Source organism: Pacificitalea manganoxidans, from assembly GCF_002504165.1.
GTDB lineage: Bacteria > Pseudomonadota > Alphaproteobacteria > Rhodobacterales > Rhodobacteraceae > Pacificitalea > Pacificitalea manganoxidans.
Map to the genome: position 1 here is coordinate 1136257 of NZ_CP021404.1, position 12178 is coordinate 1148434.

Annotated in this window: 7 protein-coding genes and 1 riboswitch; of the genes, 4 read left to right on the forward strand and 3 right to left on the reverse strand. The window is 65.6% G+C overall.

Annotated elements, in window-relative coordinates; all coding sequences use genetic code 11:
* Window positions 1–8: 8 nt before the first annotated feature.
* Window positions 9–620, forward strand: coding sequence for an inner membrane-spanning protein YciB (locus tag CBW24_RS05205; protein ID WP_088662280.1), 612 nt, complete (start codon window positions 9–11; stop codon window positions 618–620).
* A 1298-nt stretch (window positions 621–1918) separates the two neighbouring features.
* On the opposite strand, the gene CBW24_RS05210 is transcribed toward CBW24_RS05205, so the two are convergent.
* Window positions 1919–2623: a glutathione S-transferase N-terminal domain-containing protein gene (locus CBW24_RS05210; protein WP_088662162.1), complete on the reverse strand. Its 705-nt coding sequence runs from the start codon at window positions 2621–2623 to the stop codon at window positions 1919–1921.
* Between the two features lie 880 nt (window positions 2624–3503).
* A riboswitch (SAM riboswitch) is annotated at window positions 3504–3582 on the forward strand.
* Window positions 3583–3631: 49 nt separating this feature from the next.
* Between CBW24_RS05210 and metZ the strand changes: the two genes are divergently transcribed.
* From metZ to folE2, 3 genes are all read left to right on the forward strand, one after another.
* Window positions 3632–4810 (forward strand): O-succinylhomoserine sulfhydrylase, encoded by a 1179-nt coding sequence (gene metZ / locus CBW24_RS05215; protein WP_097372894.1) that lies wholly within the window; start codon window positions 3632–3634, stop codon window positions 4808–4810.
* 99 nt (window positions 4811–4909) lie between these two features.
* Complete coding sequence (locus CBW24_RS05220) at window positions 4910–6286, forward strand: sensor histidine kinase (protein WP_157773072.1); 1377 nt, start codon at window positions 4910–4912, stop codon at window positions 6284–6286.
* Between the two features lie 169 nt (window positions 6287–6455).
* Window positions 6456–7586 carry a GTP cyclohydrolase FolE2 gene (gene folE2 / locus CBW24_RS05225; RefSeq protein WP_374708989.1) on the forward strand — a complete coding sequence of 377 codons (1131 nt, stop codon included), beginning with the start codon at window positions 6456–6458 and terminating at the stop codon, window positions 7584–7586.
* Between the two features lie 97 nt (window positions 7587–7683).
* Here the strand turns inward: folE2 and parE are convergent, their stop codons facing one another.
* Together parE and metG are read right to left on the reverse strand one after the other, a co-directional pair.
* Entirely contained in the window at window positions 7684–9642 is a 1959-nt protein-coding gene (gene parE, locus CBW24_RS05230; protein ID WP_088662159.1) for a DNA topoisomerase IV subunit B, read from the reverse strand.
* 177 nt (window positions 9643–9819) lie between these two features.
* Window positions 9820–11538: a methionine--tRNA ligase gene (metG, locus tag CBW24_RS05235; protein WP_097372896.1), complete on the reverse strand. Its 1719-nt coding sequence runs from the start codon at window positions 11536–11538 to the stop codon at window positions 9820–9822.
* Window positions 11539–12178: the final 640 nt, after the last annotated feature.

Here is a 12178-nt window from a genome sequence, read left to right on the forward strand (position 1 = left end):
TGACCGATATGACTGACGACACCCCCAAGAAAATCCATCCCGGCCTGAAAATGGCGCTGGAGATGGGCCCCATCGCCGCGTTCTTCGTGGCCTATCTGCGCCTGAAGGATCAGGTCTACACGATCGGCGGCACCGATTATGACGGCTTCGTGCTGGTCACCGCCGGGTTCATCCCGCTGCTGCTGATCTGCACCGCGATCCTGTGGAAGCTGACCGGCCATCTGTCGAAAATGCAGATCGTCACCGCGATCCTCGTCACCGTGTTCGGCGGGCTGACCGTGTGGCTCAACGACGACCGGTTTTTCAAGATGAAGCCGACGATGATCTACACGCTCTTTGCGGCGATCCTCGGCTTTGGCCTGCTGCGGGGCAAAAGCTATCTGCAAATGGTGATGGACGGCGCGATGCCGCTCAAGCCCGAAGGCTGGATGATCCTGACCCGCAGACTGACGGTGTTCTTTCTGGCGCTGGCCGTGCTGAACGAGGTGATCTGGCGCACGATGAGCACCGACGCTTGGGTGACGTTCAAGACCTTCGGCCTGACCATCGCGGTGTTCGGCTTCTTCATGGCGCAGGGCAGCCTCTTCAAACGCTACGGCACCGAGACCCCGAAGGGGTAAGGCACGCAAGGCCGGACGCCCCCGCCCCCGCCCGCGAACAAGGCCACAGGCCGCGCGGGCGAGCGCCTGCCCGTTCCGCGGGCTGGCGCTTGGCCACCGCCGCGCTGACCTCAGGGCGGGGAGGTATTTGGCTGGGATAAAGCTCACCGCCTCCACCGTCCCAGCGCCACCCTACGGGCAGGCTTCCGTCATGCCCCCGTTAACGGAGCATGGCGCGTCCCTCCGAACTTAGCGCATCCGCTCTCGGACAAGGCCGAAGGCCGCGAGAGCGAGCGCCTGCCCGTCCCCGCGGGCTGGCGCTTTGCAATCGCCGGGCTGACCTCTGGGCGGGGGGGATGTGGCACCATTAAGCGCACCCGCTCACCCGTCCCGGCGCCACCCCACGGGCAGGCTACCGTTGCGGTAGACCCAATGGGGCGTCGGCGAAGTTTGCCCCTGAAGGCGACACTCGAACTCAGCGCACCCGCTCTCGGACAAGGCCAAAGGCCGCGAGAGCGAGCGCCTGCCCGTCCCGCGGGCTGGCGCTTTGCCACCGTCGCGCTGACCTCGGAGCGGGGAGGTATGCGGCACCATAAAGCACACCCGCTCAACCGTCCCAGCGCCACCCCACGGGCAGGCTACCGTTGCGGTAGACCCAATGGGGCGTTGGCGAAGTTTGCCCCTAAAGGCGACACTCGATCACAGCACACCCGCTCTCGAACAAGGCCACAGGCCGCGAGAGCGAGCGCCTGCCCGTCCCCACGGGCTGGCGCTTGGCCACCTCACGCTGACCTCGGAGCGGGGAGGTATGCGGTACCATTAAGCGCACCCGCTCCACCGTCCTAGCGCCATCCCACGGGCAGGCTAGCGTTCTGCTCGGATTAGCTATGCCTCGTAGCCTCTGAACTCAGCACACCCGCTCTCGAACAAGGCCGAAGGCCGCGAGAGCGAGCGCCTGCCCGCCCCCCGGGCTGGCGCTTTACCACCTCACGCTGACCTCGGATCGGGAAGGGGTGTGTCTCCATAAAGCGCGCCGCTCAGTCGCAGCAGCGCCACCCCACGGGCAGGCTCCCGGTGCGCTTAGCCTCCCGACGTGAAGCAACCTTCAATCACAGCACTCCCGCCTGCGAACAAGGCGAAGCGCGCGGGCGAGCGCCTGCCCGCTTCACGGGCCGGCGCTTTGTAACCGCCGGGCTGACCTCGGGGCGGGGAGGTAGGTGGCACCATTAAGCACACCCGCACACCCGCCCGAGCGCCACCCCACGGGCAGGCTCATCGTGGCCCCAGCCCGCCCGGCCTTTGCGCGCCTTGCCCGCCTGTCAGGGCTTCTTGCCGAACAGGATCTCCTGCGTTTCGCGCGTCTTGGTCTCGACCCGCTTATCGGCGGCCACCGCGCGGCCTTTCTGCACGGCGGCGCGTCCGCCCACCAGATCGAGCCAGCGTTTCATATGCGGCTTGTCGTCCAGCGTCTGCTGCTGGCCCTCCCACATCGAGGCCCAGGGCCAAATCGCCATATCGGCAATGGAATAGAAATCGCCCGCCACATATTCGGACTTCGCCAATTGCCGGTCGAGCACGCCATAAAGACGCCCGGTCTCGTTGCGGTAGCGGTCCTTGGCATAGGGCAGGTCTTGCGGCGGATCGAGGTCGGGGGCGTATTTGAGGAAGTGATGCGCCTGACCGGCCATCGGGCCAAGCCCCCCCATCTGCCACATCAGCCACTGATCGACAGCGATCCGGTCGCGCTGGGTCGGGCCGCAGAACTGGCCGGTCTTGCGCGCCAGATATTGCAGGATCGCGCCCGATTCGAAGATCGAGATCGGCGCGCCATCGGGGCCTTCGGGATCGACGATGGCGGGCATGCGGTTGTTCGGAGCGATCTTCAGGAACTCGGGCGTGAATTGCTCGCCCGCGCTGATATTCACCAGATTGACGGTATAGGGCAGGCCCATTTCCTCCAACGCGATGGAGATTTTCCAGCCATTCGGCGTGGGCCAGTAATACAGCTCGATTGCAGCGGTCATTGGGACACTCCTCTCTTTGCGGCCAGCATGCCGGGATTCAGCCGGAGGGCAAGGGGCGGCGGGCCGAAAGCGCGAGGGGCGGGGCGCTTGGCCACGTTGCGCTGACCTCGGAGTGGGGAGGGGTGTGTCACCCCAAAGCGCCTGGCTCCAGCCGATCAGCGTCACCCCCACGGGCAGGCTCGCGGTGTGCCAGCCATCTACCGCCAAAACACGACCGAACTTAACGCACCCGCTCTCGAACAAGCCCGCAGGGCGCGAGAGCGAGCGCCTGCCCGTCCCTGTGGGCTGGCGCTTTGCCACCTCACGCTGACCTCAGAGCCGGGAAGGTGCGTGGCATCATAAAGCGCACCCGTTCCACCGTCCCGGCGCCACCCCACGGGCAGGCTCGCGTCGCCCCCAGTTTCCCAACGTCTATTCCTCTTCGATCTCAGCACACCGGCCCCACCTGTCCCGGCGCCACCCCACGGGCAGGCTCCCGTCGCTCCCAGACGACAGAGACTCACAACCTCCGACCTCAGCGCAGCCGCTCTCGAACAAGCCCGCAGGGCGCGAGAGCGAGCGCCTGCCCGTCCCTGCGGGCTGGCGCTTGGCCACCTCACGCTGACCTCAGAGCGGGGAGGTTGGTGGCAGCATAAAACGCCCCGCTCACCCGTCCCGGCGCCATCCCACGGGCAGGCTCCCGTTGCGCCCGGTTTCCCGGCATCTAACAACCTCCGATTTCAGCACACCCGCCTCATCCCTTGTTCGCCACCCCCCGGGCAGGCGCACATCGCCACACCGCAGATGTCACCCGCGCCACTGGCACCCAAAGCTCCCCCCAGAGCCCCGCCCGCGCGGCACAGCCCGCCCCGCCCTTGACGCATCGCGCCTGCGGGCGTAATCGCTTCGCCGTGGCGCTTTGTTCACCGGATTGCGGGCCACGTTAAACATCCCGCTAAAGAGGTCAGGCACAGGGAACCCCCGGCGCTGACTTGGCGGTGGGGATTTTTTATGGCCGGAGGGCATCACATGAACGACTGGAACAACCGCACCAAGCTGGTCCACGGCGGCACGCGCCGCAGCCAATATGGCGAAGTGTCCGAATCGATCTTCCTGACGCAGGGGTTCGTCTACGACACCGCCGAACAGGCCGAGGCCCGCTTTGTCGAACTGGGTGAAGATGAATTCATCTATGCTCGCTACGGCAATCCCACCGTGCGGATGTTCGAGGAACGCATCGCGATGCTCGAAGGCGCCGAGGATGCCTTTGCCACCGCGTCGGGCATGGCGGCTGTCTCGGCGGCGCTGATCTCCATGCTGAAGGCCGGCGATCATGTCGTCAGCTCCAAGGCGCTGTTCGGCTCCTGCCTGTATATCCTTGAGGAAATCCTGACCCGCTACGGGGTCGAGGTGACCTTTGTCGAAGGCACGGACATCGCGGCGTGGAAGGCCGCCGTGCGCCCCGACACCAAGGCCTGCTTCCTCGAGTCGATCTCCAACCCCACGCTGGAGGTCATCGACCTGAAGGCCGTGTCCGAGGTCGCCCATGCGGTCGGCGCGCTGGTCGTCGTCGATAACGTCTTCGCCACGCCGGTTTTCCAACGCTCGCTGGAATTGGGCGCCGATGTCATCATCTACTCGGCCACCAAACATATCGACGGGCAGGGCCGGGTGCTGGGCGGTGTCGTGCTGGGCACGAAGGACTTCATCCGCAAGACGCTGGAACCCTATCTGAAACATACCGGCGGCGCGATGAGCCCGTTCACGGCTTGGGTGCTGCTGAAGGGGATGGAGACGCTGGACCTGCGCTGCCATGCTCAGGCCGATAGTGCATTGGCGCTGGCACAGGCGCTCGAAGGGCACGCCAAGGTCACCAAGGTGCTGTATCCGCAACTGGACAGCCACCCGCAAAATGCGCTCGCCATGCGGCAGATGACCAAGGGCGGCACCGTCCTGTCGATTGAAATCGACGGCGGGCAGGAGGCGGCGTTTGCCTTCCTGAACGCGCTGAAGATCTACACGATCTCCAACAATCTGGGCGATGCCAAATCGATCGTCACCCACCCCGCGACCACGACTCACCAGCGGCTGAGCGATGCGCAAAAGACCGAACTTGGGATCTCGCCGGGGCTGGTGCGGATCAGCGTCGGGCTAGAGGATGTGAACGATCTGATCGCCGACGCAAAGGCCGCGCTCGCGTCTCTCTGACCCAAGGACAGAGCCCGGACCGCCGAAACATTAACGTTTCCTTCATGACTTGACCCTAGCGTCACCTAAGCGGGCATGCTCGCGGACGCTGGGGGACATATGACCGATCTGCTGCAATTGACCGACGTGCTGAAGGCCCGGAACCGGAGCCTGCGCAGCATCCTCGGCATGATCGGCGCGGTCGTCGCATTGGGGCTGGTGCTGGTCTCTGTCATCTGCGCCGATCTGGTGCGCAGTCAGGCCGCCATCGCCAGCCGCCAGACCGCCCTGATGACCGATCTTGTGCAATTCGAACGCACGATCGGCTATGGCGGCTTTATCCATGAATTCAAGAACGCGCTTCTGCGCCCCGAAGACCCCTCCTACCTGCGCGAGGCCCGCGACAGTATGGAGGAGGCGCTGCTGGCGCTCGATGGGATGGAAGCGCAGGTTGACGACGGTCGCGGCCTGCGGGGGGGCGGGGCCGATATCGCGCTAGACCTGACCCAGATCCGCGCGACCCTGCTGGCCTATCGTGCCCGCATCGACTGGACCGAACAGGGCCTGCAACGGGGGCTCAGCGCGCGGGAAATCGACGACCGGGTGCAGGTCGACGACACCGAAGCGCTGCTGAACCTGCAGGACGCGGTGATGCGCGTGCGCGATGCGCTGGCCCTGCGGCAGGACCAGATCCGCAAGGGTCTTTGGCTGTTGCTGGGGGGGAGCATTGCCGCCGCGTTGCTGGGCCTGTCGGCGGTGATGGCCGCCTATGCCCATGACCGGCGCCGCGCGCTGAGCTATGCCCAAGGGGTAGCAAAACGGAATTCCGATCTGGAGGAATTTACCCGTATCGCCGCGCATGACCTGCGCGCGCCGCTCCGCCAGGTCGCGCAACTGGCCGATTTCATTCGCGAAGATGCCTATGAGGCCGGGATGCCGCTGTCCCCCGCCGCGACGGAGCATCTGGCGATGATCGAGGCCCGCGTCAGCCGGTTGAGCCGCATGGTCGGCGACACGCTCAGCTATCTCAACCCCTCCGATCCCGCCCGTCATCCCGAATGGGTCGATCTGCACGCGCTCATCCGCGATGTCACCGATTTCATCACCCCGCCGGGCACCGAAGTGCGGATCGAAGGCGACCTGACCCGCCTCATGGTGGTCCGCACCGAACTGGAAATCGTGCTGCGCAACTTGGCCGGAAACGCGGTGAAACACGGGCCCGAACGCGGTCTGCGCATCGTCGTGCGCTGCCAGTGTCGCGGCGACAATTGGTGTATCGAGGTCGAAGACAACGGCCCCGGTATAGACGCGGCCCATCGGGAGCGGGTCTTTGGCATGTTCGCCGCGCTCACCGCCCCCGCCGAAGCGGAGGTCAGCGGCGTCGGGCTGGCCGTCGTGCGCCGCTTGGTCCGCTCGTGGCAGGGCGACGTCACCATCCGCGACGCCACCCCGCGCGGCGCGATCTTTGAAATCCGTCTGCCGGTCGCCGCGAACTGATCCCGCGGGCAGCTCCCCGCACGCCCGCAGACGTCTCCTCCGGCGGGGCGGTGGCTTGGACAGGGCGCGCGGGGGCGGCAGGGCAGAAACCCGTCAGGGGCCGTGGCATTTAGGGCGGTGAGGGCTTATCTAGGGGGCGTCCGCCGATACTTCGCCATAGGAGGGACATGTGACTATCCTGACCCCCGATCTGCCTTCGCCCCATGATGCCCCTGACCGGGACGAGGCCGCCGCGGCGCTGCGCGTGCTGCGGAACTGGGCCGCGCGTGCGACTTCGGCGGAGCGTGCGGCATTGGCGCCTGACCTGACCGCATTGGCGGGCGTCTCCGCAGATGCCGCGCCGCAGACCGCCGCCGCGGCCCCCTCACGCCGCTATGACAGCACTTTCGTGCCGGATGCCGCCTATCGCGCGACGATGCCCGATCTGCAAAACGGACCGGCAAGCCTGATCCGCGGCGCGCACGCGCCCTTGCAGCATGTGGGGATTTCGGGCTTTCGCCTGCCGCTTTTGTGGGCCGGGCGGGACGGGGTGGCGCAGCGGCTCGAAACCCGCGTGACCGGCACTGTCAGCCTCGATGCGGAGGCGAAGGGCATCAATATGAGCCGGATCATGCGCAGCTTCTACACCCATGCCGAACGGCTGATGGGGATTGAGGCGCTGGATGCCGCGCTGGACGATTACCGCCGGGATCTGGACAGTTTCGATGCGCGCATTCTGCTGGAATTTTCCCTGCCGCTGCGGGTCGATAGCCTGCGATCGGGGCTGGCGGGCTGGCAATATTACGACGTGCAGGTCGAGGTCATCGACCACGGCGGCGTGCGCACCCGCATTCTGCATCTCGATTACGTCTATAGCTCCACCTGCCCCTGTTCGCTGGAATTGGCCGAACACGCGCGGGCGGTGCGGGGGCAACTGGCGACGCCGCATTCCCAGCGGTCCGTGGCCCGGCTTTCAGGCGTCCTGTCCGACCCGGACAGCGCGCTGGTCGACCTGATCGAAGACCTGATCGCGGGCTGCCGTGACGCGGTGCCGACGGAAACGCAGGTGATGGTAAAGCGCGAGGACGAACAGGCATTCGCCGAATTGAACGCGGCAAACCCGATCTTCGTCGAAGATGCCGCGCGGCTGTTTTGTGCCGCCCTGCGCGCCGATCCCCGGATCGGCGATTTCCGCGTCGTGGCCAGCCATCAGGAAAGCCTGCACAGCCATGATGCCGTCAGCGTGCTGACCGAAGGGCCGCTGTTTGCCCAGCCGGGGCTGGAGCCGGGCCTGTTTGACGCACTGCGCCGGGGCGCCTGACCGCCGGATAGGCGGGTAGGCGATCAGGGGCGGCCCGGTGGGGGCCGCCAGCCATGTCAGGGCAAATCGAAACCGCGCGCGGCGCGGGATCCGGCCCTCAGACGTCGAGCTCTTCGACGAAGCGGGCGTTTTCCTGAATATACTGGAACCGCAGTTCGGGTTTCTTGCCCATCAGGCGTTCCACCAGATCGCCGGTTTCGCCCGGTTCGTCATCGTCGATGGAAACGCGGATCAGCTTCCGCTGGGCCGGGTCCATCGTCGTTTCCTTCAGATCCTTGGCATCCATTTCGCCCAGACCTTTGAACCGGCTGACATCGATCTTGCCGCGTCCGCCCAGCCCCTTGGCCAGCCACATGTCGCGCTCCGCCTCGTCCAGACAGTAGACGCGGGTCGCGCCTTGGGTCAGGCGGAACAGCGGCGGACAGGCAAGGTAGAGATGCCCCTGATCGATCAGCGGACGCATCTGGGTAAAGAAAAACGTCATCAGCAGCGACGCGATATGCGCGCCGTCCACATCGGCGTCGGTCATGATGATGATCTTGTCATAGCGCAGATCGTCGAGCCGGAACCGCGTGCCCATGCCGGTGCCAAGCGCCTGACACAGATCGTTGATTTCGGCGTTCTGGCCCAGCTTGGCCGAGGCCGCACCCAGCACGTTCAGGATCTTGCCGCGCAACGGCAGCAGCGCCTGCGTCTTGCGGTTGCGGCCCATCTTGGCCGAGCCCCCCGCCGAGTCGCCCTCGACGATGAACAACTCTGTGCCCTCGCGATTGGTGGCCGAACAATCGACCAGCTTGCCGGGCAGGCGCAGCTTCTTGGTCGCGGTCTTCCGCGCGGTTTCCTTTTCCTGCTTGCGGCGCAGGCGCTCCTCGGCGCGCAGCACAAGGTAATCAAGGATCGCCCCGGCGGATTTGGTGTCATTGGCCAGCCAGTTGTCGAAATGGTCGCGGACCGAATTTTCGACCAGCTTCAGCGCGCCCTCGCTCGACAGACGGTCCTTGGTCTGCCCGACAAAGGCAGGCTCGCGGATAAAGCACGACACCAGCGCGCAGCCGCCATTCATCAGATCCTCGCGGGTGATCGAGGTGGCCTTGCGGTTGCCGACCAACTCGCCATAGGCGCGGATGCCCTTCAGGATGGCGGCCCAGAACCCGGCGACATGGGTGCCGCCCTCGGGCGTGGGGACCGTGTTGCAGTAGGATTGCACGAACCCGTCGCGGGACGGGGTCCAGTTGATCGCCCATTCGACCGAGCCGGGCTCGCCAAACTTCTCCTGAAAGCTGACCTTGCCCGCGAATGGCGCGTCGGCATAGGTCGTCGTCTTGCCCAGCGACTCGGTCAGGTAATCGGCCAGACCGCCGGGGAAATGGAACGTGGCCTCGACCGGGGTTTCGCCGTCATCGACCGCCGATTTCCAGCGAATTTCGACACCCGAAAACAGATAGGCCTTGGACCGCACCATCGTGAACAGGCGCTTGGGCTTCAGTTTCTGGGTGTTGAAGATTTCCGGGTCGGGATGGAACGTCACCGTGGTGCCGCGCCGGTTGGGCGCGGAACCGATCTTCTGCACCGGCCCCTGCGGCACGCCGCGTGAGAACTCCTGTGCGAAAAGCTCGCGGTTGCGCGCCACTTCGACCCGCATCATGTCCGACAGCGCATTGACGACCGAGGCCCCCACACCGTGCAGACCGCCCGATGTTTCATAGGCCTTGCCGGAAAATTTGCCGCCCGCGTGCAGGGTGCACAAAATCACCTCCAGCGCGGATTTGTCGGGGAATTTAGGATGCGGATCGATCGGGATGCCGCGGCCATTGTCGCGCACGGTGATCGAATTGTCGTCGTGAAGCTCGACCTCGATCCGGTTGGCGTGGCCTGCGACGGCCTCGTCCATCGAGTTGTCCAGAACTTCGGCCACCATGTGATGCAGCGCGCGTTCGTCGGTGCCGCCGATATACATGCCGGGGCGTTTGCGGACAGGCTCCAGCCCTTCGAGAACCTCGATCGAAGAGGCGTCATACTGTTCGGGTTCGGAACCGGCGAGGAGGTCTTCGGCCATGTTGCTGCTCGATGCTCTTCTCTGGTGGCATTCGGGGTGGGGGCCATACTGACCGCTTTGCCAAGCGGGAGCAATGGGGCGACCCCCGCATGGGGCGGGTTCCGTCGCGCGGCGCGCGCGGGGACTGGGCCGGACGCCCTGCGGCATCCGGGCTGCAGTCAGGGCAGGTGCGTCCGCTTAGCTGCGGATGCCCGCGAACCGGGTCGCCCAATCCTCGCGCTGCTCATCGGTGATCTTGGCGAAGAGCGAGTCGGGCACGGTAAACCCATGCCCCGGTTCCAGCCGTGCCAGCACCTTGGCGATGTCCGACGGCCACGCGGTCGTTTCGGTCTGCATCGCGGACAGAAGCTGATCGGCGGCATCAGGAATGAAGGGCGCGGAAATCACGGCGTAGAAGGCGATCAGGTTCAGCGCCAGCCGGATATCGGCGGCGGCGGCCTCCGGATCGGTCTTGAATTTCGACCACGGCGCCGCTTCTTGCAGGAATTCGTTGCCCGCGACCCACATGGCGCGCAGCTCGGCGGCGGATTTGCGCACCTCGATCGCGTCCATATGCTGCTCATAGGCTTTCAGCCGGGTGGTCAGCTCATCGATCAGCGCCTGACCTTCGGGCGACAGGCTGCCGCCTGCGGGCACGGTCTCGCCGAATTTCGAGCGGCAGAACTTGGTCACGCGGCTGACGAAATTGCCAAGCACGTCGGCCAGATCCTTGTTCACGCTGGCTTGGAAATTCTCCCATGTGAATTCGGCGTCCGAGCTTTCGGGCGCATGGCTCAGCAGCCACCAGCGCCAGTAATCGGCAGGCAGGATATCCAGCGCCTGGTCCATAAAGATGCCGCGGCCCTGACTGGTGGAAAACTGCCCGCCATCATAGTTCAGATAGTTGAACGATTTGATGTAATCGACCAGCTTCCACGGCTCGCCCGAGCCCTTGATCGTGGCCGGGAAGGACAGGGTGTGGAAGGGCACGTTATCCTTGCCCATGAACTGGACGTAGCGCACGTCATCCGCGCCCTCGTCGGTGCGCCACCAGCGCCACCACTGCGCCTCGTCGAGGCCCTGTGCCTCCGCCCATTCAGCCGCGCAGGCGATGTATTCGATGGGCGCGTCGAACCAGACGTAGAAAACCTTGCCCTCCATGCCAGGCCAAGGCGCGTCGCCCTTCTTGACCGGCACGCCCCAGTATAGATCGCGGGTGATGCCGCGATCCTGAAGCCCGTCGCCGTCATGCAGCCATTTCTTGGCAATCGAGGTGGTCAGGATCGGCCAGTCCTGCTGCGCGTCGATCCACGCATCGAGGTCGTCTTTCAGCTTCGATTGCTTGAGATACAGGTGCTTGGTCTCGCGCACTTCCAGATCGGTGGAGCCCGAAATGGCGGAGCGCGGCTCGATCAGGTCGGTCGGGTCCAACTGCTTGGTGCAGTTCTCGCACTGGTCGCCACGGGCCTTGTCATAGCCGCAATTGGGGCAGGTGCCCTCGATGTAGCGATCCGGCAGAAAGCGGTCATCGGCCTTGGAAAAGACCTGCCGTTCGGACACTTCCTCGATCAGCCCGTTTTCGGCCAGCAGCCCCGCGAAATACTGGGTCAGGCGGTGGTTCTGCGGCGAGGAGGAGCGCCCGAAATGGTCAAAGCTCAGGCGGAACCCGGCGGCAAGCTCAGCCTGCGTCTGGTGCATCTGCGCGCAGTATTCCTCCACCGCCATCCCGGCCTTAGTCGCGGCCAGTTCGGCGGGCGTGCCGTGTTCGTCGGTGGCACAGAGAAACAGCACCTCATTGCCGCGGCCACGGTTGTAGCGGGCGTAGAGATCGGCAGGCAACTGGCTGCCCACCAGATTGCCCAGATGCTTGATGCCATTGATATAAGGAATGGCGGAGGTGATCAGGATGCGGGCCATGCGTGAGCGTCCCTTTGGAGGTTGGCTTGTCGAGGTTGCGGGAGGCTTAGGGCAGGGGGCCGGATGGCGCAAGGGCTGGCACCGGGATTGCTGCCGGGGCTGGGGGAGGGTCGGCCCGTCGGAGCGGCGCAGCACTCGCCCTAGCGTAGCAGCGCCATCCCACAGGCGGGTTCCTGTCGCACCCAGCCACTCGGCGTCCCACTGAACTCAGCGTAACCGCCCGCGAACAAGGCGGAGCCGCGCGGGCGAGCGCCTGCCCGTCCCTGCGGGCTGGCGCTCTGCCACCTCACGCTGACCTCGGAGCGGGGAGGCATATGACACCATAAAGCACACCCGCCCCCGCGTAGCAGCGCCACCCCACGGGCAGGCTCCCGTTGCGCCTAGCCTCTTGGCGTCCCGCAACCTTCGACCTAAGCACCCCCGCCCGCGAACAAGCGAAGCGCGCGGGCGAGCGCCTGCCCGTCCCCACGGGCTGGCGCTTTGTCACCTCATGCTGACCTCAAAGCGGGGAGGCATATGACACCATAAAGCACACTCGGCCCCGCGTAGCTGCGCCACCCCCGGGCAGGCTCACGTTGCGCTTCAGCGCACCGACCGCTCCCCTCAGCGCCCTGCCTGCGGGGCTCGCGGCCGGTTCACC

Excerpts from the sequence above, each read along its gene's own strand:
- CBW24_RS05205 (WP_088662280.1), top strand. The coding sequence starts at position 9 with ATGACTGACGACACCCCCAAGAAAATCCATCCCGGCCTGAAAATGGCG.
- CBW24_RS05210 (WP_088662162.1), bottom strand. The coding sequence starts at position 2,623 with ATGACCGCTGCAATCGAGCTGTATTACTGGCCCACGCCGAATGGCTGG.
- metZ (WP_097372894.1), top strand. The coding sequence starts at position 3,632 with ATGAACGACTGGAACAACCGCACCAAGCTGGTCCACGGCGGCACGCGC.
- CBW24_RS05220 (WP_157773072.1), top strand. The coding sequence starts at position 4,910 with ATGACCGATCTGCTGCAATTGACCGACGTGCTGAAGGCCCGGAACCGG.
- parE (WP_088662159.1), bottom strand. The coding sequence starts at position 9,642 with ATGGCCGAAGACCTCCTCGCCGGTTCCGAACCCGAACAGTATGACGCC.
- metG (WP_097372896.1), bottom strand. The coding sequence starts at position 11,538 with ATGGCCCGCATCCTGATCACCTCCGCCATTCCTTATATCAATGGCATC.